This window comes from Streptomyces sp. NPDC016851 (genome assembly GCF_055562795.1).
Genome location: NZ_JBVHEP010000008.1, coordinates 140,647 through 167,397, shown reverse-complemented (window position 1 = coordinate 167,397; position 26,751 = coordinate 140,647). Strand labels below are relative to the sequence as shown.

Below are 26,751 nucleotides of genomic sequence, written 5' to 3'. Positions count from 1 at the left end.
GGCGTGCGCCCCGGGTCGCGACAGGGTGCCCCCGGGCTACGACAGGGTGCCCCGGGCTACGACAGGGCGTGCCAGGCCTTGATCAGGGCCTGGCGGAACTGCTCGGTCTGGTGCGCGGTGAGATCGCGCACCATCCGCTCCTCCAGCTCCCGGACGGGCCCGGCGTACTGTGAGAGAAGCTCCCGTCCGGCGTCGGTGAGCAGGATCAGCAGCTCACGGCGGTTGCGGGGGTTGCGCTCCCGGCGCACCAGCCCGCGGCCCTCCAGGGAGCGGACGAGGTCGGCGATGGACTGCGCGGTGACGAAGGAGTCGCGTGCCAGCTGGGCCGCCGACAGTCCGTCGTGCCGCTCCAGCACGGTCAGCGCGGTGTACTGCAGAGCGGTGACCCCGGAGGGTCTGACCAGGTCGTCCAGGTGGGAGCGCACGACGAGCTCCACCTGCTTGACCATGTAGAGCAGGGAAGGGGGCGCCTTGGTCACCTGTGCGTCCAGCATGGATGCAGGCTAGACCATTGACAGGAAACCTGTCTGTAATGAGACTGCGAACCAACAGGAATCCTGTTTGTTGAAATCTTGGCGACTGAAATCTTGGCGACGACGCTGAGGAGCGGCGATGACCACCTTCGAGAGGGAACCCGGACAGCTGTTCATCGGGGGACAGTGGCGCGAGGCCGCCGACGGGGCGCGCACCGAGGTGGTCGACCCCTCCCGGGGCGCGGTCGTCACCACCGTCGCGGAGGCGGGCCCGGCCGACGTCGACGCGGCCGTACGGGCCGCCCGCGAGGCCTACGACGACGGCGCCTGGTCGGGTCTGAGCGGCCGCGAGCGGGGCCGGGTGCTGCACCGCGTCGCCCAGCTGATCCGCGAGAACGCCGACGAGATCGCCGCGCTGGAGAGCCTCGACGTCGGCAAGCCGATCACGCTGTGCGGCGCGGTCGACGTGACGAACGCGGCCAACGACTACGAGTACTTCGCCAACCTCGCCCAGAGCCAGGACGGCGCCCTGCGCGACCTCCCCATGAACGCCCTCGCCTACACCAAGCGCGAGCCGCTCGGCGTGGTCGCCGCGATCACCCCGTTCAACTTCCCGCTGATCCTCGCCGGCAGCAAGATCGGCCCCGCGCTGGCGGCCGGCAACACCGTCGTCCACAAGCCCGCCGACGAGACCCCGCTGAGCGCCCTCTACATGGCCCGGCTGTTCCAGGAGGCGGGGGTACCCGACGGCGTGGTCAACGTCGTGACCGGCAGCGGACCGGTGGCAGGCGAGGCCCTGCTGCGCCACCGCGGTGTCGACAAGGTCGCCTTCACCGGCTCCACCGCGATCGGCCGGCACGTGGCGAGCGTCGCCGGCGAGGCCCTCAAGCCCGTCACCATGGAGCTCGGCGGGAACGCGGCCCACCTCGTCTTCGAGGACGCCGACCTGGAGAAGGCGGTGGGCGCGGTCATCAAGGGCTTCGTCTTCAACACCGGCCAGTTCTGCATGGGCGGCCCGCGCCTGCTGGTGGCCCGCTCGGTGTACCCGACGCTGCTCGGCATCCTCGCCGACGCCGTGCCCGGGGTGCCGGTCGGCGACCCGCGCGACCCGGCCACGGTCATCGGCCCGATGGCGGCCGAGAAGCACCTGAAGAAGGTCGAGGAGTACGTCGCCCTGGCCCGCAAGGAGGGCGCCCGGATCGTCTGCGGCGGCGAGCGGCTCGACCTGGACGGCGGCTACTACTACAAGCCCACCGTCATCGCCGACCTGTCGAACGACTCCCGCGTGGTCCAGGAGGAGATCTTCGGCCCGGTCCTCACGGTGCAGCCCTTCGACGACGAGGACGAGGCCGTCGCCCTCGCCAACTCCACCCCCTACGGCCTGGCCTCGGGGGTCCAGACCACCAACCTCGCCCGCGCGCACCGGGTCGCCGACCGGCTCCAGGCCGGCATCGTCTGGGTCAACGACTGGGCGATGCTCGACCCCGCCATCCCCTTCGGCGGCGTGAAGGACTCCGGCTACGGCCGCGAGTACGGGCCCGAGGCCCTCGCCGGTTACACCAAGGTCAAGTCCGTCGTCGTCTCGCTCGACTGAGACAGTCGTCAAGGAGCTCCTGCGATGCCCACCACCACCCGTGCCGCGGTCGTCGAGTCCGGCGGCGCGCCCTTCACCCTCTCCGACGTCGTCCTGGACGAGCCCGGCCCGCACGAGGCGCTGGTTCGCATGGTCGCCACCGGCCTGTGCCACACCGACCTCGGTGTGGCGAGCGGCGGACTGCCCTTCCCGCTGCCCGGGGTCCTCGGCCACGAGGGCGCGGGCGTCGTCGAGGCCGTCGGCTCCGCCGTCACCGGTGTCACGCCCGGCGACCACGTCCTGCTCTCCTTCACCTCCTGCGGCGACTGCCGCAACTGCCGCGGCGGGCACCCGGCGTACTGCGCGACCTGGCTGCCGCTGAACCTGCTCGGCGGCGGCCGGGCCGACGGCACGAGCACCATCAGCCGCGAGGGTCAGGCCCTGGGCGGGCACTTCTTCGGCCAGTCCTCCTTCGCCGAGCGGGCGCTGGCCGACGAGCGCAGCCTCGTCAAGGTCGACCCGGACGTGCCGCTGGAGTCCATCGCCCCGCTGGGCTGCGGCGTGCAGACCGGTGTGGGAGCCGTCTGGAATGTCCTGAAGCCGGACACGGGCAGCACGGTCGTCGTCCTGGGCGCCGGGGCGGTCGGCCTGTCGGCCGTGATGGCGGCGGCCCTCACCCCGGCCACGCGGATCGTCGCCGTCGACCGGGTCGCCGAACGCCTCTCCCTGGCGACGGAGCTGGGCGCCACGCACACCGTCGACACGAGTGGGACGGACCTCGCCCCGGCCCTCGCCGAGATCACCGGCGGCCAGGGCGCGGACGGTGTCGTGGAGACCACGGGCAACGTCGGCGTCCTGCGCCAGGGCGTCGACGGGCTCGCCGCCCGGGGCACCCTGGTCGTGGTCGGCGCCCCGCCCTTCGGCACGGAGGTCGCCCTGGACGTCAACGGGCTGCTCGGCGGCAAGCGGATCGTGGGTCTCACCCTCGGCGACAGTGAGACCCAGACCATGATTCCCGCGCTGGTCCGCCTGGTGAAGGACGGCCGGCTGCCGCTGCACCGCCTGATCGGCACGTATCCCTTCGGGGACATCGACCGGGCGGTGCAGGACATGCGGTCGGGCAAGACGATCAAGCCGGTTCTGATGTTCTGACACGTGAGAGCTCGGGGGGTGCGGTGGTCCGGCACGTGCGGCTTTGCCGTGGCTTGTCGCGCAGTTCCCCGCGCCCCTTTGGGTCTCTCGGTTCAGTCGTTCACCAGGACCAGCTTGCCTGTCGTGCGGCCCGTGTCGCCGGAGGCGTGGGCCTGCGCGGCGGCGGCCAGGGGGAAGGTTCCGGCGATCGTGGCGCGGAGCCTGCCCGTCGCGGCGAGTTCCGCGATCGTCTCCATGCCGGCGCGGTCGGCGTCGACCAGCATCCGGACCGCGCGGACACCGAGCCGCTCGGCCTCCTCGTAGAAGTCGTCCGAGCCACCCGGCAGGATCGACACCACGACCCCGCCCGGGCGCAGCACGCGCAGTGAGCGCAGCGCGTTGTCGCCGCCGATCGTGTCCAGGACGACGTCGGCGTCCTTCACGGCCTCGGTGAAGTCCGTCTCCCGGTAGTCGACCGCCTCGTCCACGCCGATCTCCCGCAGGAACTCGTGCTTGCCCGCGCTCGCCGTGCCGATCACGTACGCGCCGCGCGCCTTCGCGATCTGCACCGCCACGTGCCCGACCCCGCCCGCCGCGGCGTGGATCAGCACCCGCTGCCCGGACTTCAGGTCCGCGTGCTCGACGAGCGCCTGCCACGCGGTCAGCGACACCAGCGGCAGCGCGCCCGCCTGGACGTGGTCGATCCCGGCCGGCTTGCGGGTCAGGGCCCGCACCGGGGCGATGACGTACTCGGCGTGCGAGCCGTGCCCGTACGGATACGGCAGCATGCCGAAGACCTCGTCCCCGGGTGCGAACGCCGCGACGCCGATGCCGACCGCCTCCACCACGCCGGAGACGTCCCAGCCGAGGACGAAGGGCGGCTCCCCCAGGAAACCGCCCGTGGCGCGGTGCTTCCAGTCGGTCGGGTTGACCCCGGCGGCCCGTACCCGGACCAGCACCTCGTTCGGCCTGGGTGCCGGGCGCTCGACTTCCACTTCCTTCAGGACCTCGGGACCGCCGAGGACGTCCTGGCTGATGGCTCGCATCGTGTTCTGTGTGCTCATGGTCATCCAGCGTGCCCGCCCGCGCCCGGCCCGCCAATGGCAGGATGGTCAACCTTCGATAGGATCGTGCCATGCGACGTGAGCGAGTGGTGGTCCTGGCCCTGGACGGCGTGTACCCGTTCGAACTGGGCATCCCCAGCCGGATCCTGGGCGCGGCCGACGGCCGGTACGAGGTGCTGACCTGCTCGGTCGACGGCGGTCCGGTGCGTACGAACGCGGACTTCGGCGTCACCGTGGAGCACGGCCCCGAGATCCTGGCCACCGCCGACACCGTGGTGATCGCGCCCGTCGCCCCCGCCCACCTGACCGACGAGGTGCCCGGCGACGTCCTGGCCGCGCTCGCGCTCATCCGCCCCGGCACGCGCATCGTCTCCATCTGCACCGGCGCCTTCGTCCTCGCCGCCGCCGGGCTCCTCGACGGGCGCAGGGCGACCACCCACTGGCAGGTCGCCGACCACTTTCGCCGCATGTTCCCGCACGTCGACCTCGACCCGGACGTGCTGTTCGTCGACGACCACCCGGTCCTCACCTCCGCCGGAGCCGCCTCCGGCGTGGACATCTGCCTGCACCTGGTCCGCAAGGACCACGGCAGCCGCCTGGCCAACACCGTCGCCCGCCGCTGCGTGGTCCCCCCGTTCCGGGACGGCGGCCAGGCCCAGTACATCGAACAGCCCGTCCCCGAACAGGGCGCCGCGAGCACTGCGGCCACCCGCTCCTGGGCCCTGGAACGCCTCGGCGAACCGCTCACCCTGGCCGACCTCGCGGGTCACGCCCGGATGAGCCTGCGTACCTTCGCCCGGCGCTTCCACGACGAGGTGGGCCTCAGCCCCGGCCGCTGGCTGATCCAGCAGCGGGTGGCCCGGGCCCGGCATCTGCTGGAGTCCAGCGACCTCACCGTCGACCAGATCGCCGGCCGGGTCGGCTTCGCGACCGGAGCCTCCCTGCGCCAGCACCTGAACGCGGCCATCGGGGTGACCCCGCAGGCCTACCGCCGTACGTTCCAGACCACCCGCTGACCGGGCCACGGCCCGGCGTCCGCTCAACTGGACGGGCAGCAAAGCCATTTGTCGACCTGTTGCCTTCTGTCGGAGCGTGACGGAACCCTCACGTCCGCCAGGGGGCAGGTTTGATCCTTTCGGGTTCAAACCCGATAAGGTTCCGAACGGCGCTGCGAGTTGACGCGATCGCGTCCGGTCGACTCGCGGTGCGTACTCATGAGTGCGATCCACACACCCCCCCGTTCGATCGTGTTGCCTCGAAGGATGCAGATGGAACTCGCCACTCCGCCACCGGCGGCGCGGGCCCCTGTCGCCTGGTACAGCTGGTGGTTGATGCCGCTGGGCTTGGGAGGCGGGACCGTAGCCGCCACGTTCATGAGCTCGGAGCGAATAACCACGGCCGTCGCCGGCATCGCGGCGACGGCGGCCGGTGCCGTGTGCGTACGCCTGCTGCTGCGCACCCGGGCCCAACTGCACCGGGCGGAAGGCTCCTTCCGCACCACGCAGGCCGAGCACAACCAGCAGTGGCAGCAGCATGTCGCCGGCCTGGAACGGAAGTTCTCCGCCGAGCGAGCCACCCTGGAGTCCCAGCTCACCGAGCAGAACGCCTCGTACGAGCGGCGCCTCGCCGAGCAGAGCGCCACCTACGAGTCGCAGCTCGCCGACCAGACCCGGGCCTACGAAGAGCGGCTGACCGAGCAGGCCAGGTCCTACGAGGCCCAGCTCGCCGACCAGGCCGAGGTCTGGCAGGAGCAGCTCTCCCACCAGCTCGCCGCGGTCGCCCGGCTCGCAGACGAGCAGTTGCCCGACGCCATGGAGAAGCTGCGCTCGGGCGAGGCCATCGACGACGTCCTGCCGACCGTCACCCAGTGCGCGAAGGTCAGCGCCGACCTCCAGACGGAACTGCGCAAGCTGCTGCGCACCGCCCTGATCGGCCTGGAGGCGGAGTTCGACCGCTCCACCACCGCCGAGCAGGCCGTGATCAGCATCGGCAACCGCATCCACGTGCTGACCAGCAAGCTCCGCGGCCGGCTGCACGAGATGCAGGGCGAGCACGGCAGGCTCCCGGCCGTCGCCCGCGGCCTGATGGAGCTCGACCAGGAACTCGGCCCCGCCGACTCCCTCGCCGCGAGCATCGGCGTGCTCGGCGGCTCGGACCGCCCGGGACGCCAGTGGCAGGAACCGCAGCGGCTGCTGAGCGTGGTGCGCGGCGGCATCGGCCGGATCAAGGACTTCCACCGCGTCCAGGTGCGCCACCTGCCCGAACTCGGCGTCGACGGCGGCCTGGTGGACCACCTGACGCTGATCTTCGCCCACCTCCTGGACAACGCGGCCCGCTACTCGCCGCCCACGGAGCCGGTGCTCATCTCCGGCAAGGAGGTCCCCAACGGCGTCGGCATCGAGATCCAGGACTCCGGCAAGGGCCTGAGCGAGGAGAAGAAGCGCGAGGCCGAGCACGCCCTCGCGGGCACCGCGCCCGGCGCGGGTCTCGGCGGCATCACCGAGGACGCGAGCATCGGCCTGCGCGTCGTCGGCGCCCTCGCCCGCCGCTACGGCATCCGGGTCACCTTCGCGGACTCGCCCTGGCTCGGCACCTCCGTGGTGGTCGTGGTGCCGCACAAGTACTTCAGCCCGCTGCCCGCGGCCGCGACCACCCAGGCCGCGCCCGCCCCCGAGGCCCGCCCCGCCGCGCCCGCCCCGGCCCGCGAGACGGTCACCGCACCTGCGGCGGCCGCCCAGACGGAAGGCGTGGAGACCACACCCGGCGGACTGCCCCGGCGCCGCAGCAGGCGGAACGAGACGGACGGGTCCCGGCAGGCCGAGCGAAGCGACCGGAGCACGGCCGTCTCCGCCGTCCCGCCGGACGCCTCCTTCTCCGGTCTCGCGGCCTTCGCCACCGCCGGACGCGACGCCGCCGAGGCGTCCCGGGCGGCCGACGACCGCGAGACTCCCGCCGGACGCGAGTCCACCGAGCACCGCACCGAAGAGAGCGACTAGTCCTCATGACGCAGCAAGGAACAGATGTGAGCTGGGCGCTCCGCGATCTCGTCGAGAGCATCCAGGAGATCCGTTTCGCCCTCGTGGCCTCCAGCGACGGCAAGGCCATCACCTCCTACGGCGCCGAAGACCCCGACGACGTCGACCGCTTCGCCGCCGTGGTGGCCGGCCTGCAGGCACTGGCCCAGCCGGTCGCCGAACAGTTCCCCAAGTACGCCGGGCAGTTGCGCCTCGCGATGATCGAGGTCGACGGCGGGCACCTCTTCGTCGTCCGCGCCGGTGTGGAGACGTACCTCGGTGTCCTTGCCAGGGAGGGCCTCGACCAGGGCCTGCTCGGGCACCAGATGAGGGACCTGGCCCGCAGGATGGGTGAGCTCCTCGGCACCACGCCGCGCCTGGAGGAGCACTCTGGATGAGTGCTCCCCGCAGGCCGTCGGACCCGTCCGGTCTCGAGCGCTACTACGTCCTCACGGGAGGGCGCAGCGGACCGGGCGGTTCGGCGTCGAGCCTCGACGTGGCGACCCTCGTCGTCTCCCGCGCCGCCCCGTTACCGGGAATGCAGCACGAGCACGAGGAGATCCTCCGGCGCTGCCGCGATCCGCTGTCGGTCGCCGAACTCGGCGCCCACCTCGGGCTGCCCTTCAACATTCTCGCCGTGCTGCTGTCGGACCTGCTGGACGCAGGTCGCGTCGAAGCCCGTGGCCCCATCCCGGCACACGACGCCGGCCGCGGGCCCGACCTCGCGCTCCTTGAGGAGGTACTCAGTGGACTTGAAAGGCTTTGACCAACCCGGAGGGCGGGCGGCCGGGGACACCCGCTCGGTGAAGGTGATGATCGCCGGCGGGTTCGGCACCGGGAAGACCACCATGGTCCGGTCGGTCAGCGACATCAAGCCGCTCACCACCGAGGAGACCCTCACCCAGGCCAGCGTCGACGTCGACCACCTCATCGGCGTCGCCGACAAGACGCAGACCACCGTCAGCCTGGACTTCGGCAAGATCGGCATCAACGAGAGCCTCGTGCTCTACCTGTTCGGCACGCCGGGCCAGGAGCGGTTCTGGTTCCTGTGGAACGGGCTGTTCAAGGGGGCGCTCGGCGCGATCGTCCTGGTGGACACGCGCCGTCTGGAATCCAGTTTCCGGGCGATCGAGGAGATGGAGCGGCAGGACGTCCCCTTCGTCGTCGCGCTGAACGTCTTCCCCGACTCGCGGAACTACCCGGCCGAGGAGATCCGGGACGCCCTGGACATCCCCGAGCACACCCCGGTCGTGGCCTTCGACGCCCGCGACCGGGCCTCCAGCCGGGACGTCCTCGTCGCCCTGATCCACCACCTGAAGGAACGCTCGGCCGTGGCCTTGGAGCCCCGATGAACGATTCGACCGATTCTGGACCCCAGGCCGTGCGGGGCTGCCCCGTCGCCCACCACGGGACCGACCTGACCCGGCTGTACGGGCCGGAGGCGGCGACCGACCCGGGGGGCATCTACGAGCGGCTGCGCAAGGAACACGGCTCCGTCGCGCCGGTCCTGCTCGAAGGCGACGTGCCCGCCTGGCTGGTCCTCGGCTACCGCGACAACCGGCGGGTGCTGAACAACCCCCGCCAGTTCAGCCGGGACGCGCGGATCTGGCGGGACTGGCGGGAGGGCCGGATCGAGGAGACCTCGCCGATCATGCCGATGGTCGGCTGGCGCCCCGACTGTGTGTCCCAGGACGGCGAACCGCACCGCAGGCTGCGCGGCGCCGTCACCGACGGGTTGCAGGCGGCGGCCGCCCGGGGCATCCGGCGGCACGTCACGTACTTCGCGAACAAGCAGATCGACGCGTTCGCCGACGCCGGGCGCGCCGACCTCGTGGCCGACTACGCCGAGCAACTGCCGATGCTCGTGCTCACCAGGATGCTGGGCCTTCCCGCGGCGGACGCGCAACGCCTGATCGAGTCCTGCGCCGAGGTCTTCAAGGGCGGTGAGGGCGCCCTCGAGCACAACGGCCGGATCATGCAGATCCTCGCGGAACTCGCCGAGCGCAAGCGGGCCGAGCCGGGCTCCGACTTCGCCACGGCCCTGCTGGAGCACCCGGCCGGCCTCGACCACGACGAGGTCGTCAGCCATCTGCGCCTGGTGCTGATCGCCGCGCACACCACCACCAGCAACCTGCTGGCCCGGGTCCTGCAACGGGTCCTCACCGACTCCGCCCGGCTGTCCGGTCTGGTCAGCGGGGAGCTGAACATCTCCTCGGCGGTGGAAGAGGTCATGTGGGACACCCCGCCGCTGTCCGTGCTGCCGGGCCGGTTCGCAACCGCCGACCTGGAGCTCGGAGGCCATCACGTCCAGGAGGGAGAACTGCTCATCCTGGGCCTGGCCGCCGGCAACCTCGACCCGGAGGTACGGCCCGACTCGGCCGTCGCCGTGCAGGGCAACCAGTCGCATTTGGCGTTCAGCTCCGGACCGCACGAGTGCCCGGGGCAGAACATCGGCCAGTCCATCATCGAGATCGGCGTGGACGTCCTGCTGCACCGGCTGCCGGACCTGCGCCTGGCCGTACCGCCGGAAGAACTCGGCTCGACCGCCTCCACGTGGGAGTCCCGGCTGGACAGCCTGCCGGTCGAGTTCACCGTCTAGGCCCCGTCGGCAGACCGTTGCCCGGCCGGCTTCCGGCCGGGCAACGGTCTGCGTGGGCGCAGGCGGTGGCTCACACGCCCGGCAGGTCGTCAACAGGGTTGAGGCGTCAGCCGTCGAGCCAGTCGCCTGCGACGCCCGTGGGACGGTATCCCGTGGCGTTCCAGAGGAAATGCGGGTGGGCACAGGCGAACATGTAGGCGAGCAGTGCGGTGTCCTCCCTCCCGGTCTGAGGGTCGTGCAGGGTGTGGAACCTCTCCGATCCGACCACTCCGGCGTCTTGTTGGACATGACGGGCGCGGTCCGGCGATGGTGCGGCGCTGGATGCCTCCACGGCGGCGATGTAGGTGCGGCGCAAGATCTCCCATGTGCTGTCCGTGTTGCCGTACCAGGGGCCGTGCAGCGCTTCGAAGGCATGGAGCTCGGCGTCGAAGAGGGCCCATGTCCGGGGGAATTGGGCTCGACAGCGTGCGGACAGCTCGGCGGCCCGGGTGCTCAGTGCCGGTGCGGTGGGCCGCGGGGCGATGGTGAGGGTGGTGCCGTGCGTGAGGATGCCGGTGCACGGGTTGGGCTGCAGGTCGCACAGCGGGCACTCCTCGGCCGGGGGGAGGCCCTGGGTGATGCCGTCGAACCACAGGGCGTGGCGGCCCGTGAGCCCCATCCAGACGATGGTGGTGGTCATCAGCCAGGTGTTCCACATCGGGCTGTGGGCCTCGGGCATGCAGCCGTACTTGACGAGGGCTATCGCGCAGGCGGCGTAGAGCGCCTTGGTGTGGACGGGCATGTCGGCGAGCCAGAAGTTGCTGATCTCGCCGGTGAGGGCATCGGCTCGTACATCGGCCATGTCGTCGATGACGCGGCACAGCAGCAGGGAGGCGAGGTTCTCTTCCTGCCAGAGTTCGGTGTCGGGGGCGACGTGCCAGAACAGGCAGTCCAGCATCTGCAGGGCTGAGTAGGTGCTCTGGTTGAGCGGGTTGGTCTGGGGGAGCATGACGCTGCCCGCGTCGTGCTGTTGCAGCCAGTACTCGTCGACGGATCGCTTGTGGGCTGCGAAGAGTCCGGAGACCAGGGCCCGTGCGCTGTTGGTGCTGAAATTCTCGGCCAGGCGGCCTTCGGCGTGCCGGGTGAGGCGCGTTGTGTCGATGGTGTCGATCACGCGTTTGTATTCGTGGAAGACGAGGATGTCGTCCTCGAAGCGGTGGCGGTGGCCGAGGTCTCGTTCGAGGTCGTTCATCTGCCGGGTCCAGGACCATCCACCGGTCAGGACGCTGTCGAGTTCCCGGCGGTGTGGCCAGGTCTTGACGGTGAGGGGACGACCGGCGCTCTGCCGCCAACGGTAGTCGTCCAGCGTGCGTGCGGGGGGCGTGGGCAGCCGACGGCACAGAGGGCAGGCGCAGACGCTTGTCTGCTCCTCCTCGCGCGGCGGGGTGAGCGCCCGGCTCCTCCAGGCCCCTTCCAGCATCGTGCAGGCCAGTCTGCAGACCTCGATGTCGGTGCTGACCTGGGGGAAGGCTGCTTCGATCATGCGCAGGCTGGTGTCGAGGTGCCTCAACCTGGCGTAGCCCTCCTCGTCGGGCGGGAGGAACGCGGGCCGTGCCAGATGGAGGGCTCCCTCCACCTGCAGCGTGGTGCTGGAGTGGGGGGAGCCGAATGCGTTCAGCCGCTCCCGAGCTGCGTTCTGGGACCTTCGGTACTGCTCCGTGCTCCCATTGATGTGTTTCACCAAGAGGCGGGCCAGGGTGTCCCCTGCCTCGGTGGGGTGGAGCTGGGCGCTCGGCTGCGCCGGGATCGAGCTGTCGGCGGACGCCTTCGGAACAGCACCTGCGACTCGAGATTTCACACCGGTCTCCCAATGAACTGTGGTCCTGGCAACGGAATCGATCGACCGTGGTCGTTGACCGGCCGTGTCCGGGAATCGTCTGTACGGCACTCCTGCCGCGAGGCGAGCGCCTGCATCGCCGCCTCAGCTGGGCTGATCAGGAAGCACGCGCGGCCCGTCAGGCGTAGCGCGACCCCTGGATCCGAGATGCGCTGCTTCGCCCGAGGCGTGTGGGTAGCTGACCGGGGTGCCGAAGGGCAGGTCGAACCGGACGTCCTGAGGCATGCGTTTCCTTTCGGGAGACGGAACACAGAGGCCCCCCACCCCTGTCGGCGGACGGTGCCGTGACCGCCCGCACACTCGAACTGGCTTTTGCAGTCCGAAAGTTGAACCGAGAAGCGGTACCAGGCTGCCCACGACGTGAATGAGCCATTCCGTGACCCCGCCGTGATCTCCGTTACTGCCCGAAGCGCATGAGCTGCGTATACTCCCTCGTCCCTCACCCGGTACCGGCTCGTCCACCGAGCCTCCGCAGCCGCGGAACGCCACACTGGTCACAGTCCGTTCGACGACCGACCAGGAGGCGCACCCAGATGACGTCCGCACCCGCACGCAGCGCCGAGCAGCGCAAGAAGGACACCCTGCACCGTCTGGAACACGACGTGGACGCCTGGGTCGCCACGGCCGACGGCACGTCCGGGACGCCGTACCTCGTCCCGCTGTCCTTCCTCTGGAACGGCTCGTACCTGCTGTTCGCCACCCCCGCGTCGAGCCCCACCGGACGGAATCTGGCCGCGACGGGCCGGGCCCGCGTCGGCATCGGGCCGACCCGTGACGTCGTGCTCGTGGAGGGCACCGTGGAGACCGTCCAGCCCGGCGAGCTGACCGAGCAGGACGCCGAACTCTTCGCCGCCAAGACCGGGTTCGACCCCCGCGGGCTGGCCACGCCGTACCTCTACTTCCGCGTCGTGCCGCAGCGGGTACAGGCCTGGCGGGAGGCCGATGAACTGGACGGCCGCGAACTCATGTGCGAGGGACGGTGGTTGACGGCCGACTGAATCGGCCGGACCGGGATAACCGCAAGGTACAGGCCCGCGGGGCACGACCGCCCCGCGGCCGGAATCCTGCGGAGGAGACATGGCACTGGTGAAAGCGGGTGTCCTGGTGCTCGACTGTGCCGAGCCCGAGAAGCTCGCCGTGTTCTACAAGGAGCTGCTGGAAGGGGAAGAGGCGGACGCGACCGCCAACCGGGTGGAGATCAAGGGCGCGGACGGCTTCCGCGTCGCCCTGCGCCGGGACGTCAACGCGACACCGCCCAGCTGGCCCCGCCCCGAGAACTCCCTCCAGGCCCACCTGGAGTTCGTGGTGGACGACCTGGACGCGGTGGAACGCCGGGTCATCTCCCTCGGCGGCCGCCCCCTGGAGGCCAAGGACGCCTCGGGCCCTCTGGAGGAGCGGGGCTACGCCGACCCGGCAGGCCACTCCTTCGTCCTGCGCCGCACCCCACCGACCGCGCCCAAACAGGGCTGACCGGAGGTGGCGGGCCGGTCGCCGGTGGCGCACCCGCGATCTCCGTGCGGGCACGATCAACACCTGAGGGGCCGACGGCCCCGCACAGGCCGGCCCCGCCCCGCCGCACCGGCGGGGCGGGGCCGCGTCGTGCTCAGTCGCGGCCGCCCTTCTCCCCGGCCGGCCACGTGCCGGTGGAACGCTCGATGGCCTTGGCACCCGCGCGGTCCACGGCGCTGCGCACCACGGCGAAGATGGCGCCCTGGACCGCGGCGGCCAGCAGGATCTCTCCCCAGCCGCGGTCCTTGTCCAGCGCGTCGGGCGCGTCCTCCTCGTGACGGATCGCCATCCATGTCTTGCGGAAGGCCAGCCCGGCCAGCCAGCCGCTCGACCAGCCCAGCACGAACCCGAGGGGCTGGTAGGCGAAGGGCAGCTTCTTCTTCTTGGCCACGTGAATCTCCTTGATCGGTGAGGGGTGGACGGAAGTGGTCAGGGGGTGTGGGCGGCCGGGACCCGCTCCTCGGCGCGGACCGGCCCGGGCGGCGTACCGTCCCCGAACGGCCGGCCGCCCAGCTCCTCGCGGTGGTGCGGGGTCAGCCAGCCGGACAGGTCCGGGCCCAGCGGCACGATGCGCGTCGGGTTGATCCCGGTGTGCACCTGGTAGTAGTGGCGCTTGATGTGGTCGAAGTCGACGGTGTCGCCGAAGCCGGGCGTCTGGTAGAGGTCCCGGACGTACCCCCACAGCACCCGGTTCTCCGTCAGCTTCCAGCGGTTGCACTTGAAGTGGCCGTGGTAGACCGCGTCGAAGCGGACCAGTGTGGTGAACAGCCGGATGTCGGCCTCGGTAATGGTGTCGCCGACGAGGTACCGCTGCCGTTCCAGGCGGTCCGCGAGCAGCTCCAGCCGCCGGAACACGCCCGCGCAGGCGGTCTCGTACTCGTCCTGCTCGGTGGCGAAACCGGCCCGGTACACGCCGTTGTTGACGTCCTGGTAGACGTCCGCCATCACCTCGTCGATCTCGTCGCGCAGCTTGTCCGGGTACAGGTCGGGCGCGCCCCGCCGGTGCAGGGCCGTCCATTCGGTCGCGAGGTCGAGCGTCAGCCGCTGGTAGTCGTTGGTGACCAGCTGTCCGCTGGGCACGTCCACCATCGCCGGCACGCTGACACCACCGGGGTAGTCCGTCTCCCGGCGGTCGTACGCCTCACTCAGATAGCGGATGCCGAGGACCGGGTCGCGGCCGTCCTCGTCCAGCGTGAAGCGCCAGCTGCGGTCGTCCTGGATCGGGTCGGCGACGGCCAGGGACAGCGCGTCCTCCAGGCCGAGCAGCCGCCGGGAGACCAGCGACCGGCTCGCCCACGGGCAGGCGCGGCTGACGACCAGACGGTAGCGGTCGGCCTCCACCGGCCAGCCGTCCCGGCCATCGGCGGTGATCCGGTCCGTGAAATGCGCCCTGGACCGCTTGAACGAACTCCTTCCGTAGGCGCTGTTGCCGTCGTCGCCGTCGTCGCGGCTCATGGGGATGACCTCCTTCGGCGTACGTGTGGCCTGCTTGTCGTGCGTGTGCCCTGGTGAACGCGTTCCCCTTTTTCCGCCGACGGCACGGTGTGAGCACCGCCGACCGGGGCAATCGGCGTGGGTGACTGCAGAAGGATCTGATCGGAGGACACGCGTCACCGTGCTGGTGGCGCTCGCTGCCAATCTGGTGATCGCGGCGGCCAAGGCGGTCGGCGGCCTGGCCGCGGGATCGCCGGCCCTGCTGTCGGAGGCGGCCCACTCGGTGGCCGACAGCCTGAACGAGGTGTTCTTACTGGCGGCGCTGCGCCGCAGCCGCCGCCCCGCCGACCGGCGGCACCCCTTCGGCTACGGCAAGGAGCGGTTCTTCTGGTCGCTCCTCGCGGCCGTCGGGATCTTCGTCATGGGCGGCTGCTTCTCCTTCTTCCAGGGCTTCGAGGCCCTGGCGGGCGGAGCGGAGGAGGACACCGGCGGCTATGTGGCCGGACTGATCGTGCTCGGTATCGCCCTCCTCGCGGAGGGCGCCTCTTTGCTGCGGGCGCTGTACCAGGTGCGCCGGCAGGGCGGCACGGGCGCCGGGCTGCGCGACCCCGCCCTGCGCACGGTCGTCGCCGAGGACGGCACGGCGGTGCTCGGCGTCACGCTCGCCATCACCGGTATGGCGCTGCACATGGTCACGGGCCAGGTGGTGTGGGAGGCGTCGGCCTCCCTGGCGATCGGCGCGCTGCTGGTCTACGTCGCCTACCGGCTGGGCCGGGACGCCCGCGACCAGCTGATCGGCGAGGCCGCCGACCGGGAGTCGAGCGGGAGGATCCGGGAGTTGCTGCGGGCACAGCCCGAGATCGACAGCGTGGAGGCGCTGTTCACCATGAAGACGGGCCTCGACACGGCCCTCGTCGCCGCCCGCGTCGACCTCGTGCCCGGCCTGGAGAGCGAGCACGTCGAGGACGTCGCCGTCCGCATCAAGCGCTCCATCGCCCGGACGGTCCCCGAGGCCGACCAGATCTTCCTCGACGTCACGGACCATCGCGCGCGGGAGGCAGCGGAAAGCCCCGCCGCGACGGGGGAACGCGGCGGGGCCTGACCCTCGCGTGCCCCGTCGCCGACGGTTCATGCACGCCCTCGGAGAAGTTTTTCGCCGACCGCCCCGGACAGGGCGGTCGGCTTCCCGGACCCGCTCCGCGGGGTCGCCCGTTCCGGGTGGGTTCGAGGGAGCACCGACGGGGGCGTGCCCGGCGCCCCGCATGCCGGGCGGACGGGGCGCCGCCCCTGCCCGCCGCCGGTCGGGCTACGCCCTGTGCCCCGCCGGTCGGGCTACGCCCTGTGCCCCGCCGGGTGGGCGACGCACTGTGCCCCGCCGGGTGGGTGGCGTTTCGTGCCCGCTGGCCGGGCGACGATCCGTGTCCCGTCGGTCGGGGGACCTTTCGTGTTCCGTCGGTCGGGCGGCCGTGCGTGGCCGCTCGGTCGGGTGGCGTTTCGTGCCGGCTGGCCGCGTGGCGTTCTGTGTCCCGTCGGTCGGGCGGCCTTCCGTGTTCCGTCGGTCGGGCGGCCGTGCGTGGCCGCTCGGTTGGGTGGCGTTTCGTGCCGGCTGGCCGCGTGGCGTTCTGTGTCCCGTCGGTCGGGCGGCCTTCCGTGTTCCGTCGGTTGGGCGGCTGTCCGTGGCCCGTCGGTTGGGTGGCGTTTCGTGCCGGCTGGCCGCGTGGCGTTCTGTGTCCCGTCGGTCGGGCGGCCTTCCGTGTTCCGTCGGTTGGGCGGCCGTCCGTGGCCCATCGGTCGGGTGGCGTTCGTGCCGCCGGACGGGGGCGACGATCCATGGCCCAACGGTCGGGTGGCGTTTCGTGCCCGCCGGACGGGCCGCCTGCCGTGCCCCGACGGACGGGCGATGGCCGCTTCGCCCCCGGCGGCCGGAAACAGGGCCCCTGGACGGCCGGCCGCCACTGCCGGTCCGTCCAGGGGCCCGTCCTCGCCCTGCTCGCACGGCCGCCCGGGGGTGCCGAAGGCCTGCCGCGTCACCCGCCGTCGGCCGGCTCCAGCACGAACACCGGTATCTCCCGGTCCGTCTTCTTCTGGTAGTCGGCGTAGGGCGGATACGCCGCGACGGCGCGCTCCCACCACCCGGCCTTCTCCTGGCCCGTGACCTCACGGGCGACCATGTCCTGCTTCTCCGGACCGTCCTGGAGCTCCACGTGCGGATCGGCCTTGATGTTGAAGTACCAGACCGGGTGCTTCGGCGAGCCGCCGAGGGAGGCGACCGCGGCGTAACGCCCCTCGTGCTCCACCCGCATCACCGGTGTCTTGCGCAGCTTGCCGCTCCTGGCACCCCGTGAGGTGAGGATGACCACCGGCATCTTCGAGCCCTGGAGAGTCGTGCCCTGCGTGCCGCCGGAGCTCTCGTACAGCTCCACCTGCGTGCGCACCCACTGCGTCGGGCTGGGTTCGTACTCGCCCTGGAGAGGCATGGCATCCGTCCCATCGTCGTGTCACGGTTGACCGGCATCGGCATCAACACCGGTACGCCCGCGAATCATCCGCACAACGGCACATCCGGGCCGGCCGCGCGTCTCACCCCGGCGCCACCGCCGTCCGCACGGCCAGGACCGTCATCACCCCGCTCGCCGCCAGCGCCGTCACCAGCCGGCCCCGGCGACCGGTCAGCGCCCGCCCCAGCAGGGCTCCGCCCCCGGCGAGCAGCACCTGCCAGCTCGCCGAGGCGGCGAAGGCGGCGAGCACGAAGACGCCCTGCTCCGGAGCGCCGGACGGGCCCGCGGCCCGGGAGCCGAGCACGAGTGCCGCGAAGTAGATCACGGTCGTGGGGTTCAGGAGGGTGACGCCGAGCAGCCCCAGGTAGGCCCGGGCGGGCCCCGGGGGAGCGGGCGCCGTCCGTGTGGCGAGCCGGTGGCCGCGGTGTTCGCGCACGGCCGTGACCGCGCCCCACCCCGCCAGCGCGAGCAGCACCAGGACACAGACCCACCGCAGCGGCCCGAGCACCGGCCGCAGCGCGTCGGCCAGGGCCGCGCCTCCGAGGGTGGCCGCGAGGGCGTACAGCCCGTCGGCGGTGGCGACGCCGAGCGCGGCGCAGACACCGGTGCGCAGGGACGTACGGGCGGTGAGGGAGACGAGGTACGTCCCGACGGCGCCGACGGGGACGGCAATGCCGTACCCGGCGAGCAGCCCCGCGACGAGCGCGCCCGTCATGACCGCGGCGGCGTCGGCCCTCCACGGCGGCCGGACCGCTGCTGTCGGCGTGCGGCAGGAGCGGCGGTGGACGGCGGCAGCAGGACGGCGAAGTCAGACATGGCTGGATCCTGGGGCCTGCCCCGCTCCGCCGACAACCGGTTTTCTCGACGGCACCGGCGCACCGCCGCTTCCGGCAGGGGACCGGCTCCCGCAACCCGGCCCTGGACGCCCGGCGTTCGAACTGGAAGACGGCGTTCCTCGGCCATGTTGTCGCCGCCACCGATCTGGCCGAACTTCGCGTCGCTCCATAGGTGCCTGGGGCATCTAATGAAGATCGGCACGACGCACACTTCGTCTGCGAGGTCTTCATGACGGAAACGACCGCACCCGTCGCCTTCCCCCAGAGCCGGACCTGCCCCTACCAGCCGCCCGCCGCCTACGACTCGCTGCGCGACGAGCGCCCCCTGACCCGCATCACCCTCTTCGACGGCCGTGAGGCGTGGCTGGTCAGCGGGCACGCGACCGCCCGCGCGCTGCTGGCCGACCCGAGGCTGTCCTCCAACCGCAGCCGTCCCGGCTTCCCCGCCCCGACCCGGCGATTCGCCGGGATCACGAACCGCAGAACTGCCTTGCTCGGCGTCGACGACCCCGAGCACCGCGCCCAGCGGCGGATGGTCGTCGGCGACTTCACCCTCAAACGGGCCGTCGAACTCCGGCCACGGATCCAGCAGATCGTGGACGAACGGCTCAACGCGATGATCGCCCAGGGCCCGCCAGCGGACCTGGTGAGCACCTTCGCGCTGCCCGTGCCGTCCATGGTCATCTGCGCCCTGCTCGGTGTCCCGTACGCCGACCACGACTTCTTCGAGGCCCAGTCACGACGGCTGCTGCGCGGCCCGGAGACCTCGGACGTGGAGGACGCCCGCGACCGGCTGGAGGCGTACTTCGGCGAGCTGATCGACCGCAAGCAGCGGGACCCCGGCACCGGCCTGCTCGACGACCTGGTCCAGCGGCAGCTGCGGGAGGGCGAGCTCGACCGCGAGGGCCTGATCGCCCTGGCGCTCATCCTGCTGGTCGCGGGCCACGAGACGACCGCCAACATGATCTCGCTGGGCACCTTCACCCTGCTCCAGCACCCCGAACGGCTGGCCGAACTGCGCGCCGACCCGCGGCTGCTGCCGGCCGCCGTCGAGGAGCTGATGCGGATGCTGTCGATCGCCGACGGCCTGCTGCGCCTGGCCGTCGAGGACATCGAGGTGGCCGGGACGACGATCCGCAAGGGTGACGGCGTGGTCTTCGCCACCTCCGTGATCAACCGCGACGAGACGGTCTACGCCGAGCCGGACACGCTCGACTGGAGCCGCCCGGCCCGGCATCACGTCGCCTTCGGCTTCGGCATCCACCAGTGCCTCGGCCAGAACCTCGCCCGCGCCGAGCTCGAGATCGCCCTGTACACCCTCTTCGACCGGCTGCCCGCGCTGCGGCTGGCCGCCCCGGCCGAGGAGATCCCCTTCAAACCGGGCGACACGATCCAGGGGATGCTGGAACTCCCCGTGACCTGGTAAGAGGCTTCCGGACATGCACATCGACATCGACAAGGACGTCTGCATCGGCGCGGGCCAGTGCGCCCTGACCGCCCCGGACGTGTTCACCCAGGACGACGACGGCTACAGCGCACTGCTCCCCGGCCAGGAGGACGGCGGCGGCAGCCCCCTGGTGCGGGAGGCGGCCCGGGCCTGCCCGGTGAGCGCCATCACCGTCTCGGAGAAAGTGAGCTGAAGCCCGGCCGCACGCGGAGTCACTAGGGTTTCCGGGATGACCGAACAGTCCGCCCGGAAGCCCTTCCTCTACGTCGTCGTCTGCGCCGCCGGTATCGCCGCGGACGTCAGCAAACTGATCACCGCCGCGCAGGAGCGCGACTGGGAGGTCGGTGTCATCGCGACGCCCGTCGCCATGAACGGCTTCTTCGACACCGCGGCCGTCGAGGCGCAGACGGGCCGCCCGATCCGGTCCGCCTGGCGCACCCCGGGCGAGCCGCGCCCGTTCCCGGCACCCGACGCCGTGGTCGTCGCGCCCGCCACCTTCAACACCGTCAACAAGTGGGCGGCCGGCATCGCCGACACCCTCGCCCTGGGCACCCTGTGCGAGGCCGCGGGGCTCGGCGTGCCGGTCGCCGTCCTGCCGTGCGTGGCCGACGCGCTGGCCTCCCACCCCGCCTACCGGGACAGTCTCGAACGGCTGCGGGGAATGGGTGTGCGGTTCGGGCAGCCGTACACCGGAGAACCCGGCGAGGACGGCGGGCGGCCGGAGTTCGGCTGGGAACGGGTGCTGGACCTGGTCGAACGCGGCTGACGGCCGGCCGGTCAGCCGCAGCCGAGCGTGGGTCCCTCCACCATGCCGCCGGTGTACAGCGCCTGCCCGCGCGGCATCCAGTAACCCAGCTTCGAAACGACCGTCGAGCAGGCCGCCGCCAGCGTCACCCGCACCCGCACGGTCGCCGCACGCCCCGGCTGGAGGTCGGTGAGCGCGCAGTCCACGGAGTGCGTCAGCCGCGCCTTCGACGGATGGCTGCCGATGAGCGGGTTGACACACCGGGCGTCCGCCGTGCTGATCCGTACCCCCGTCGTCTCCTCGCCGATCAGCCCGAAGCGCGCACTGCCGTCGCCCTGTTCGCTGTCGCGGTACACGCGGTACGTCAGCGTCGTCGTGGTGCCGGGGCGCAGGGCGCGCCGGTCGACCTCGACGCGGTGCGTGGGCTTCGGCTTCGGCGCGCTCAGCGTGAGCGTCGCCCGCACCGTCCCGCGCAGCTCCACACCGGCCGGCGCGGAGCGGACGTGCACGGTGGCGGTGACGTCGTACGTCCCCGGGCCGGGATACGGCTGGGAACCGGGCAGGGTCCCGGAGGCGACCGTCGCGCCTCCGCGCCTGGCCGTCCAGGTGCCGGAGGTGAGGCACGCGAACCGGACGGACGTCCCGGGGCGGCGGCAGGTCGCGGGCGCCGAGACCGCCGTCACCGGCGTGCCGCTGCCCGCGCACAGGCTGACGGCGGCCCGCTCACCGTCCGGGCCGCGCAGGACTCCCGCCGGTGCGCACAGCGTCGCGGGCCCGGCCGCCTCCGCCGCCTGCGCCGCTTCGACCCGGGCCTCGGGCCGCGGCGGGACCGGCCGGCTCCACGCGGCCGAGGCGAGAGCGAGGGACGCCGCGGCAGCCCCGGTCAGGATCCTGAGCGTCCTCCGTCGTGCCGCCACCGGGTCCTCCCGTACGCACCCGACCGGCCGGGCGCCGGTCACCTGCGCCGAGGATGCGGCAGCGGCCCGCGCGCCGGCCGGTCCCACGCCGGTCGGTCACCTGGGGGCAGCAACGATGACGGCCCGTCAGCCGGTGCGGCACGCGACGGCTTGGAGCGCACACGAGCACGTACGCTCCCCCTGGAACACCTCCCGAAGACAGGAGCAGCAACGATGCAGTACGTGAAGCTCGGTTCGACGGGCCTGGACGTCTCGCGGATCTGTCTGGGGTGCATGACCTACGGCCTGCCGGACCGGGGCCGGCACGAGTGGACCCTCGACGAGGAGGCCTCGCGCCCGCTGATCCGGCAGGCGGTCGAGGCGGGAATCAACTTCTTCGACACGGCCAACGTCTACTCCGACGGCACCAGCGAGGAGATCGTCGGCCGGGCCCTGCGCGACTTCGCCCGCCGCGACGAGATCGTGCTCGCCACGAAGGTGCACGGCCGGATGCGGCCCGGGCCCAACGGCGGCGGACTGTCCCGCAAGGCCATCATCAGCGAGCTCGACCAGAGCCTCACCCGCCTCGGCACCGACCACGTCGACCTCTACCAGATCCACCGCTTCGACCCGCACACCCCCGTCGAGGAGACGATGGAGGCCCTGCACGACGTCGTCAAGGCGGGCAAGGTCCGCTACATCGGGGCGAGTTCGATGTACGCCTGGCAGTTCTCCAAGGCCCAGTACACCGCCCGGCTGAACGGCTGGACCCGCTTCGTCTCCATGCAGAACCACTACAACCTCCTCTACCGCGAGGAGGAGCGCGAGATGCTGCCCCTGTGCGCGGACCAGGGCGTCGGCGTGCTGCCCTGGAGCCCGCTCGCCCGCGGCCGTCTCACCCGCGACTGGGACACCACGACCGAGCGCAGCGCCACCGACACCTTCGGCAGCAACCTGTACCAGGAGGGCGACCGCACCATCGTCGAGGCGGTCACCCGCATCGCCGGGGAGCGCGGCGTGCCCCGCGCCCAGGTAGCGCTCGCCTGGCTCCTCCACCAGGACACGGTGACGGCCCCGATCGTGGGAGCGTCGAAGCCCGGGCACCTGGAGGACGCGGTGGCGGCGGTGGAACTCCAGCTCAGCGACAAGGAACTCGAAGAACTTGAGCGGCCCTACACACCGCATCCGATCGCCGGTCACTAAAAGCGCCCCCATAGGGGCGCGGGGAACGGCGCGACCAGCCACACCAAACCCGCAGACGAACGACTAGTGGGGCCCCCGCGGCGCGAACTCCGTCCCGCAGGGCCCCGCCCCCTCGCTCTCCGGGAGCACCACCCGCGCCCCGTTCATCGTCAGCGTCCGGTAGAACCCCCCGATCCGCTCCGCCGACCGCCCCACATAGTGCCCGATGAACGACCGCCGGAACCGATCACCCGAACGGTTCGGCTGCGACCCGTGCACCAGGCTGCCGTTGAAGAACAGAACATCTCCCGGAGACATGTCCACGGGCACGGGCGCCAGACCGGGCGGCGGCGGAACGTACTCCCGCGCGAAGGACACCCCCGCGTCCGCCTCCTCCGGGCAGAACACGTCCATCCGGTGCGTGCCCGGCACGACCTCCAGCCCGCCGTTCTCCCGGTCGATCACCTCGCAGGCCAGCCACGCCGCCACACACGTGCCCGGCTCCACCCGCAGATAGAAGTTGTCCTGGTGCAGCGCCTGCCCCCGGGCCCCCGGCGGCTTGAAGTAGAACATGCTCTGCGCGGCCAGGACCTCCTCCCCGAGCAGCACCTCCAGCACCGTCCGCAGCCGGGCGTCCAGCAGGACGTCGCGAGCGAGCTCGTTGATCTCGTGCGGGTGCATCACCCGCGGCCAGACGTGCAGCGGATCGGCGCCCGGCCCCGACGCGCGCGGCTCGAAGTGCCCGGGAACCGGTCCGGCCGCACGCAGCGCCGTGAACTCGCCGCACAGCCGCTCGGTCTCGTCGGCCCCGAAGAGCCCGCGCACGACCGTGAAACCGTCCTCCTCGAAACCCTCCCGGTACCGCCTGAGCGCGGCAGGGTCCAGGATGGGAGCGCCGGCGGCGCCGTTGCCCGTGACTGTCATGAGCGCACTCCTCGGTCAGTGGTCCCCGGCACGACACGCTAGGCGACCGAGCCGTCGAGGAGGATGCCCGTGCGTGCTGACGGATTGCCCGGCACTGCTGAGCACGGGCCCGACGGAGACCCCGCACCGCCGCCCGGCCTGGTCGTGCTCGGCCACTTCGACCAGCCGCCCGGCTACGGCGTCAACCGGCCGGGCGGATCCACGAGTTGGCTGTTCACCTGGACCACGGGAGGCCGCGGGCTGCTCCGGCAGGGCGGGGTGGAGACCTCGGCCGGCGCGGGCCACCTGGTGGTGCTCGCCCCGGGTGCCCCGCACCGCTACGCGGTCGAGCCCGGCGCCCGGCGCTGGCGGTTCTGGTGGGCACACTGCCAGGCCCGCCCGTCGTGGGCCGTGTGGCTGCGGCCGTACGAGGCCGGTGACGGGGTCTACGTGGTCACGTCCACGCCGGCCGGAGTGCACGGCCGTGTCGAGGCGGCGTTCCGGCGGATGCACGCCGACGCCCGCCGACCCGGGGCCTGGGCCGGGACACCATCCTCCGAGGCGGTGGCCTCGGAGGATGCCGCAGACGACACCGCGACCCCGGACGGTCAGATCGCCGTCGCGCACGGCGGCGCCGCCCGCGAACTGGCCCTGTGCGCCCTGGAGGAGATCGTCCTCCTCACCACCGCCGACGCCCGGCCGGCGGCACCCCGTCCCGGCCTCGACGCGCGGATCCAACGGGCCCAGGAGCTGATCGACGCCGACCCGGGCGCCCCGCACACCGTCCGCTCGCTGGCCGGGCAGGTCTCCCTGTCGCCGTCCCGCTTCGCCCATCTGTTCAGCCGCCAGCTCGGCCGGCCGCCCATGCGCGCCCTGCGCGAGGCGCGGCTGCGTCACGCCGCCCGCCTGCTCGAGGGCACCGACCTGCCCGTGGAACGCGTCGCCGCGGCCTCGGGTTTCGCCAGCCCGTTCCACTTCAACCGCGTCTTCCGCGAGCGCTACGGAACATCTCCCGGGGCGTACCGGAACGCCGCTCACGGCGGTCCGCGCGGCTGAGCCGGAGGTGTCGTCATTGGTTCCGGGAGGAGCCCCCGAAAGAGCTGTTCCGGGAAGGTCCGAGGGTGTGAGCTGCTGTGCGGGCGGCAGTCCAATGGTTTTGGGGCGACGTCCGGAGCCGGGCGAAAACGCGCCGGAAAAAAACAGAACGGACAGTGCGGAAATCCCTTTCGCACCGCACATTGACGTTTTGTCAAAAGCCCCTGGCCGCGTACGCAATGCACGAAACCGTGAGATCACTTGTTCCCTGTCGATGACCTGTGCAAAGGTGTGCCTTGTCGGCGTCCGGACAACACGCCTTTCTTCGCATGCGCGAGGCCACCGGGCCGACATACCCCTTGGTATGGACTTTATTCCGCATGTCCTTGAGAGGAATGCAGCCGTGAACGACGCAGGCCCGCCGAATTCTCCGGGTCCGGCCCACAGGATCGGCGCGACGGACGAGCAACTGAGCGCCGAGCTCAGGAAGTGGACCGGGGCGACCCCCGCACTTCACCCCGTCGGCGAACTGCTGGACCGGCACTGGGAGGCGGCCTCCGCCTACGCACGGCTGTGCACCGACGGGCCGCGTTCCGCCGGGATACTCACGACCGCAGCCTTCACCCGACTCTTCGGCGAGACCCTGCGCCAGACCGGCCCCACCTCCGCATGGCGGCCCCATCTGCTCGTCACCGTGCGGCGTATCGCCGCCGAGTGGGCCTCCGACCACAGACGCGACATGCTCCACCCGGAACTGCTGTCCGGGGCCGGCGAGGGGGAGCGGGTGGCCGCCCGGCTGCTGCCGCAGCAGCACCGGCGCCTGCTGTCCGGCGCCTTCCAGCGGCTGCCCCAGTCGGCGCGCTGTCTGCTGTGGCACGTCGAGGTCGAGGCCGAACCGCTCGCCGTCCCCGCCGGGCTGCTCGGCCTGGACGAGGAGGGCGCAGGCGTCGAACTGGACCGGGCCCGTGACCGGTTGCGCGAGGAGAGCCTCCAACTGCACCGCGAACTCGCGCCCGACGAGGAGTGCCGGCGCTATCTCCGCCTGCTCGACGTGACGTACCGGCGTGGCGGCCACGGCATCGACCCGGATCTACGCGCGCATATCCAGGGCTGCGGGCACTGCGCCGCCGCCGCGGACCAGCTCGGCCGGTTCAACCACGGGCTCGGTCCCGCCCTGGCGGAGGCGGTGCTCGGCTGGGGCGGCCTGGCGTACGCGGAGGGCAGACCGAGCGGCGTCGCGGAGAGCGATGTGACGGACGCCCCGGGGCCCGGCACGCGGACGGACGCCCCGCGGACCGGCGCTGAGACGGCTGTCGCGGGGACCGGACTCCCCGCAGGTGTGGCCGGCGGTGAAGCCTTCCCCGACCCCGTCGTCCTCGCGGGCATGGCGGGGGAGTCGTTCACCGACCCGGTCGGCACGCCGGCCGCGCCGGCCGCCGCCGCGGCGGGGGACGCGGCGCGTGCTCACGCCCACGACGGCTTCCCGCCCCCGCCCGACGCCCCGCCGGCCGCTGGAACCACTCCCGGCCGGCGTGCCGCGGGTTCCCGTCCCGGCCGGCGTGCGGCAGGCCCCCGCGCCGCGGCGCGCAGATCCGCCCACAAGGCGGCCCGCCGTTCCGCCCGCCGCCGCAACGTCTCCGTGAGCATCCTGACCGTCAGCGGCCTGGTCGTCATCCCGCTGGTCCTGTGGTCCCTGGGCGGCTCCGGCGAGGGCCCCCAGCAGGCCGGTGCGGGACGGCCCTCGGAGACGCCCGGCTCGGGTGCGGGAGAGCCGACGGGCGACCGGTCCTGGATCGGGTCGGGCGACGCCGAGAAGGGTGCCCTGCGCGGCCGGCTGCACAACGTGGACTCGGGACTGTGCGTCGGCATCGAGGACGACAAGGCCGTCGAGGACGCGGAGGCCGAACTCACCACCTGCTCCTCGGCCGCCGCCCAGCAGTGGACGTACGAGACCGACGGCCTGCTGCGCAACGGCGCCGCCCCGGACCTGTGCCTGGACTCGCACCTCGGCTACTCGGTGCGGCTGGCCCCCTGCGCGGGAGCGTCCCGGCCGGACGCCCGGAACGTCCGCTACGACTTCACCCTCCAGGGCGCCCTGGTGCCCCGCTGGAACCAGGACCTCGCCCTGGCCCCGGCCGCGACCGACGGCTCGGGAGCCCTGGTCCTCAAGACCCGGGCGGACGACGAGGATCAGCGGTGGGCGATCGACACCTCCAAGGCGGACCTCCAGATGGAGGCCGTCAACTGGCACGCCGCCGCCCCCGCGCCGCGCCCCACCCCGACACCCACCCCCACGTCCTCGAAGACGCCCACGGCGACCCCGACCCCGACTCCGTCCGCCACCCCGCCGGCACAGCGGCCGACACCGACCGGCCCGGCCCCCACCGACTCGGACTGCCACCACGACGGTTATCCCTGTGACGGGGACGGTCAGGACGGCTATCCCGGCTACGGCTACCCCGGCTATGGCTACCCCGGTTACGGGTACGGCGGTTATGGCTACGGCGGTTACGGAGGCGGCCGCCGCTGACCGGGT

The 26,751-nt window shown here is 72.1% G+C and carries 26 protein-coding genes; 17 read left to right on the top strand and 9 right to left on the bottom strand.

Translation table 11 applies throughout. The features are described from left to right. Nucleotides 1-56: 56 nt before the first annotated feature. Entirely contained in the window at nt 57-494 is a 438-nt protein-coding gene (locus tag ACZ3I3_RS15290) for a MarR family winged helix-turn-helix transcriptional regulator (RefSeq protein ID WP_467365238.1), read from the bottom strand. 118 nt (nt 495-612) lie between these two features. On the opposite strand from ACZ3I3_RS15290, the gene ACZ3I3_RS15285 reads away from it, so the two are divergent. Together ACZ3I3_RS15285 and ACZ3I3_RS15280 are read left to right on the top strand one after the other, a co-directional pair. After that, nucleotides 613-2,067 carry an aldehyde dehydrogenase family protein gene (locus ACZ3I3_RS15285; protein ID WP_467365236.1) on the top strand — a complete coding sequence of 485 codons (1,455 nt, stop codon included), beginning with the start codon at nt 613-615 and terminating at the stop codon, nt 2,065-2,067. Nucleotides 2,068-2,091: 24 nt separating this feature from the next. Further along, nucleotides 2,092-3,198 (top strand): NAD(P)-dependent alcohol dehydrogenase, encoded by a 1,107-nt coding sequence (locus ACZ3I3_RS15280; RefSeq protein ID WP_467365235.1) that lies wholly within the window; start codon nt 2,092-2,094, stop codon nt 3,196-3,198. Nucleotides 3,199-3,290: 92 nt separating this feature from the next. Here the strand turns inward: ACZ3I3_RS15280 and ACZ3I3_RS15275 are convergent, their stop codons facing one another. After that, entirely contained in the window at nt 3,291-4,241 is a 951-nt protein-coding gene (locus ACZ3I3_RS15275; protein WP_467365233.1) for an NADP-dependent oxidoreductase, read from the bottom strand. A 71-nt stretch (nt 4,242-4,312) separates the two neighbouring features. Here ACZ3I3_RS15275 and ACZ3I3_RS15270 point away from each other — a divergent pair, with 71 nt between their 5' ends. The 6 genes from ACZ3I3_RS15270 (at nt 4,313) to ACZ3I3_RS15245 (ending at nt 9,854) form a co-directional block, all read left to right on the top strand. After that, nucleotides 4,313-5,257: a GlxA family transcriptional regulator gene (locus tag ACZ3I3_RS15270; protein WP_467365231.1), complete on the top strand. Its 945-nt coding sequence runs from the start codon at nt 4,313-4,315 to the stop codon at nt 5,255-5,257. A 252-nt stretch (nt 5,258-5,509) separates the two neighbouring features. Further along, nucleotides 5,510-7,237: an ATP-binding protein gene (locus ACZ3I3_RS15265; protein WP_467365229.1), complete on the top strand. Its 1,728-nt coding sequence runs from the start codon at nt 5,510-5,512 to the stop codon at nt 7,235-7,237. 5 nt (nt 7,238-7,242) lie between these two features. Beyond that, entirely contained in the window at nt 7,243-7,653 is a 411-nt protein-coding gene (locus ACZ3I3_RS15260) for a roadblock/LC7 domain-containing protein (protein ID WP_003994857.1), read from the top strand. Continuing rightward, the gene (locus ACZ3I3_RS15255) at nt 7,650-8,021 is read left to right on the top strand and encodes a DUF742 domain-containing protein (RefSeq protein ID WP_467365227.1); all 372 of its coding nucleotides are present in this window, start codon (nt 7,650-7,652) and stop codon (nt 8,019-8,021) included. The genes ACZ3I3_RS15260 and ACZ3I3_RS15255 overlap by 4 nt, the downstream gene beginning before the upstream one ends. Further along, nucleotides 8,002-8,607: a GTP-binding protein gene (locus tag ACZ3I3_RS15250; RefSeq protein ID WP_356037460.1), complete on the top strand. Its 606-nt coding sequence runs from the start codon at nt 8,002-8,004 to the stop codon at nt 8,605-8,607. Before ACZ3I3_RS15255 ends, ACZ3I3_RS15250 begins: the two co-directional genes overlap by 20 nt. Further along, entirely contained in the window at nt 8,604-9,854 is a 1,251-nt protein-coding gene (locus ACZ3I3_RS15245; RefSeq protein ID WP_467365224.1) for a cytochrome P450, read from the top strand. Before ACZ3I3_RS15250 ends, ACZ3I3_RS15245 begins: the two co-directional genes overlap by 4 nt. A gap of 106 nt (nt 9,855-9,960) precedes the next feature. On the opposite strand, the gene ACZ3I3_RS15240 is transcribed toward ACZ3I3_RS15245, so the two are convergent. Beyond that, nucleotides 9,961-11,469, bottom strand: a complete 1,509-nt coding sequence (locus ACZ3I3_RS15240; RefSeq protein WP_467365222.1) for a hypothetical protein — start codon at nt 11,467-11,469, stop codon at nt 9,961-9,963. A 794-nt stretch (nt 11,470-12,263) separates the two neighbouring features. On the opposite strand from ACZ3I3_RS15240, the gene ACZ3I3_RS15235 reads away from it, so the two are divergent. Continuing rightward, on the top strand, nt 12,264-12,728 hold the full coding sequence (locus tag ACZ3I3_RS15235; RefSeq protein ID WP_467365220.1) for a pyridoxamine 5'-phosphate oxidase family protein: 465 nt from the start codon (nt 12,264-12,266) through the stop codon (nt 12,726-12,728). A 79-nt stretch (nt 12,729-12,807) separates the two neighbouring features. Then, nucleotides 12,808-13,200 (top strand): VOC family protein, encoded by a 393-nt coding sequence (locus tag ACZ3I3_RS15230; protein ID WP_150484577.1) that lies wholly within the window; start codon nt 12,808-12,810, stop codon nt 13,198-13,200. A 133-nt stretch (nt 13,201-13,333) separates the two neighbouring features. On the opposite strand, the gene ACZ3I3_RS15225 is transcribed toward ACZ3I3_RS15230, so the two are convergent. Both ACZ3I3_RS15225 and ACZ3I3_RS15220 read right to left on the bottom strand, forming a co-directional pair. Then, complete coding sequence (locus tag ACZ3I3_RS15225) at nt 13,334-13,630, bottom strand: DUF4235 domain-containing protein (RefSeq protein WP_020274281.1); 297 nt, start codon at nt 13,628-13,630, stop codon at nt 13,334-13,336. A gap of 38 nt (nt 13,631-13,668) precedes the next feature. Beyond that, nucleotides 13,669-14,694 (bottom strand): glutathione S-transferase family protein, encoded by a 1,026-nt coding sequence (locus tag ACZ3I3_RS15220; RefSeq protein WP_467365217.1) that lies wholly within the window; start codon nt 14,692-14,694, stop codon nt 13,669-13,671. A gap of 160 nt (nt 14,695-14,854) precedes the next feature. Between ACZ3I3_RS15220 and ACZ3I3_RS15215 the strand changes: the two genes are divergently transcribed. Beyond that, nucleotides 14,855-15,775 (top strand): cation diffusion facilitator family transporter, encoded by a 921-nt coding sequence (locus ACZ3I3_RS15215; protein WP_467365215.1) that lies wholly within the window; start codon nt 14,855-14,857, stop codon nt 15,773-15,775. Nucleotides 15,776-16,700: 925 nt separating this feature from the next. Here the strand turns inward: ACZ3I3_RS15215 and ACZ3I3_RS15210 are convergent. Both ACZ3I3_RS15210 and ACZ3I3_RS15205 read right to left on the bottom strand, forming a co-directional pair. Beyond that, on the bottom strand, nt 16,701-17,150 hold the full coding sequence (locus ACZ3I3_RS15210) for a nitroreductase family deazaflavin-dependent oxidoreductase (protein ID WP_467365213.1): 450 nt from the start codon (nt 17,148-17,150) through the stop codon (nt 16,701-16,703). Between the two features lie 103 nt (nt 17,151-17,253). After that, nucleotides 17,254-17,886: a LysE family transporter gene (locus tag ACZ3I3_RS15205; RefSeq protein ID WP_467365211.1), complete on the bottom strand. Its 633-nt coding sequence runs from the start codon at nt 17,884-17,886 to the stop codon at nt 17,254-17,256. Between the two features lie 350 nt (nt 17,887-18,236). Here ACZ3I3_RS15205 and ACZ3I3_RS15200 point away from each other — a divergent pair, with 350 nt between their 5' ends. The 3 genes from ACZ3I3_RS15200 to ACZ3I3_RS15190 are packed head-to-tail and all read left to right on the top strand — an operon-like array spanning nt 18,237 to nt 20,220. Next, nucleotides 18,237-19,433: a cytochrome P450 gene (locus ACZ3I3_RS15200; RefSeq protein WP_467365209.1), complete on the top strand. Its 1,197-nt coding sequence runs from the start codon at nt 18,237-18,239 to the stop codon at nt 19,431-19,433. A 13-nt stretch (nt 19,434-19,446) separates the two neighbouring features. Further along, nucleotides 19,447-19,647: a ferredoxin gene (locus ACZ3I3_RS15195; RefSeq protein WP_356929129.1), complete on the top strand. Its 201-nt coding sequence runs from the start codon at nt 19,447-19,449 to the stop codon at nt 19,645-19,647. 36 nt (nt 19,648-19,683) lie between these two features. Further along, complete coding sequence (locus ACZ3I3_RS15190) at nt 19,684-20,220, top strand: flavoprotein (protein WP_467365206.1); 537 nt, start codon at nt 19,684-19,686, stop codon at nt 20,218-20,220. 11 nt (nt 20,221-20,231) lie between these two features. On the opposite strand, the gene ACZ3I3_RS15185 is transcribed toward ACZ3I3_RS15190, so the two are convergent. Then, complete coding sequence (locus ACZ3I3_RS15185; protein WP_467365205.1) at nt 20,232-21,203, bottom strand: hypothetical protein; 972 nt, start codon at nt 21,201-21,203, stop codon at nt 20,232-20,234. Between the two features lie 126 nt (nt 21,204-21,329). Between ACZ3I3_RS15185 and ACZ3I3_RS15180 the strand changes: the two genes are divergently transcribed. Next, a complete protein-coding gene (locus tag ACZ3I3_RS15180; protein ID WP_467365203.1) occupies nt 21,330-22,298 on the top strand; it encodes an aldo/keto reductase in 969 nt (322 codons plus the stop codon). Between the two features lie 63 nt (nt 22,299-22,361). Here ACZ3I3_RS15180 and ACZ3I3_RS15175 read toward each other — a convergent pair whose 3' ends face one another. After that, nucleotides 22,362-23,201 carry a phytanoyl-CoA dioxygenase family protein gene (locus ACZ3I3_RS15175; RefSeq protein WP_467365201.1) on the bottom strand — a complete coding sequence of 280 codons (840 nt, stop codon included), beginning with the start codon at nt 23,199-23,201 and terminating at the stop codon, nt 22,362-22,364. A 63-nt stretch (nt 23,202-23,264) separates the two neighbouring features. Here ACZ3I3_RS15175 and ACZ3I3_RS15170 point away from each other — a divergent pair, with 63 nt between their 5' ends. Together ACZ3I3_RS15170 and ACZ3I3_RS15165 are read left to right on the top strand one after the other, a co-directional pair. Further along, nucleotides 23,265-24,236, top strand: a complete 972-nt coding sequence (locus ACZ3I3_RS15170) for a helix-turn-helix domain-containing protein (protein WP_467365199.1) — start codon at nt 23,265-23,267, stop codon at nt 24,234-24,236. A gap of 382 nt (nt 24,237-24,618) precedes the next feature. Then, nucleotides 24,619-26,745, top strand: coding sequence for a ricin-type beta-trefoil lectin domain protein (locus tag ACZ3I3_RS15165; protein WP_467365198.1), 2,127 nt, complete (start codon nt 24,619-24,621; stop codon nt 26,743-26,745). The last annotated feature ends 6 nt before the right edge of the window (nt 26,746-26,751 follow it).

Excerpts from the sequence above, each read along its gene's own strand:
- ACZ3I3_RS15290 (WP_467365238.1), bottom strand. The coding sequence starts at position 494 with ATGCTGGACGCACAGGTGACCAAGGCGCCCCCTTCCCTGCTCTACATG.
- ACZ3I3_RS15285 (WP_467365236.1), top strand. The coding sequence starts at position 613 with ATGACCACCTTCGAGAGGGAACCCGGACAGCTGTTCATCGGGGGACAG.
- ACZ3I3_RS15280 (WP_467365235.1), top strand. The coding sequence starts at position 2,092 with ATGCCCACCACCACCCGTGCCGCGGTCGTCGAGTCCGGCGGCGCGCCC.
- ACZ3I3_RS15275 (WP_467365233.1), bottom strand. The coding sequence starts at position 4,241 with ATGAGCACACAGAACACGATGCGAGCCATCAGCCAGGACGTCCTCGGC.
- ACZ3I3_RS15270 (WP_467365231.1), top strand. The coding sequence starts at position 4,313 with ATGCGACGTGAGCGAGTGGTGGTCCTGGCCCTGGACGGCGTGTACCCG.
- ACZ3I3_RS15265 (WP_467365229.1), top strand. The coding sequence starts at position 5,510 with ATGGAACTCGCCACTCCGCCACCGGCGGCGCGGGCCCCTGTCGCCTGG.
- ACZ3I3_RS15260 (WP_003994857.1), top strand. The coding sequence starts at position 7,243 with ATGACGCAGCAAGGAACAGATGTGAGCTGGGCGCTCCGCGATCTCGTC.
- ACZ3I3_RS15255 (WP_467365227.1), top strand. The coding sequence starts at position 7,650 with ATGAGTGCTCCCCGCAGGCCGTCGGACCCGTCCGGTCTCGAGCGCTAC.
- ACZ3I3_RS15245 (WP_467365224.1), top strand. The coding sequence starts at position 8,604 with ATGAACGATTCGACCGATTCTGGACCCCAGGCCGTGCGGGGCTGCCCC.
- ACZ3I3_RS15235 (WP_467365220.1), top strand. The coding sequence starts at position 12,264 with ATGACGTCCGCACCCGCACGCAGCGCCGAGCAGCGCAAGAAGGACACC.
- ACZ3I3_RS15230 (WP_150484577.1), top strand. The coding sequence starts at position 12,808 with ATGGCACTGGTGAAAGCGGGTGTCCTGGTGCTCGACTGTGCCGAGCCC.
- ACZ3I3_RS15220 (WP_467365217.1), bottom strand. The coding sequence starts at position 14,694 with ATGAGCCGCGACGACGGCGACGACGGCAACAGCGCCTACGGAAGGAGT.
- ACZ3I3_RS15210 (WP_467365213.1), bottom strand. The coding sequence starts at position 17,150 with ATGCCTCTCCAGGGCGAGTACGAACCCAGCCCGACGCAGTGGGTGCGC.
- ACZ3I3_RS15205 (WP_467365211.1), bottom strand. The coding sequence starts at position 17,886 with ATGACGGGCGCGCTCGTCGCGGGGCTGCTCGCCGGGTACGGCATTGCC.
- ACZ3I3_RS15200 (WP_467365209.1), top strand. The coding sequence starts at position 18,237 with ATGACGGAAACGACCGCACCCGTCGCCTTCCCCCAGAGCCGGACCTGC.
- ACZ3I3_RS15195 (WP_356929129.1), top strand. The coding sequence starts at position 19,447 with ATGCACATCGACATCGACAAGGACGTCTGCATCGGCGCGGGCCAGTGC.
- ACZ3I3_RS15190 (WP_467365206.1), top strand. The coding sequence starts at position 19,684 with ATGACCGAACAGTCCGCCCGGAAGCCCTTCCTCTACGTCGTCGTCTGC.
- ACZ3I3_RS15180 (WP_467365203.1), top strand. The coding sequence starts at position 21,330 with ATGCAGTACGTGAAGCTCGGTTCGACGGGCCTGGACGTCTCGCGGATC.
- ACZ3I3_RS15175 (WP_467365201.1), bottom strand. The coding sequence starts at position 23,201 with ATGACAGTCACGGGCAACGGCGCCGCCGGCGCTCCCATCCTGGACCCT.
- ACZ3I3_RS15170 (WP_467365199.1), top strand. The coding sequence starts at position 23,265 with ATGCCCGTGCGTGCTGACGGATTGCCCGGCACTGCTGAGCACGGGCCC.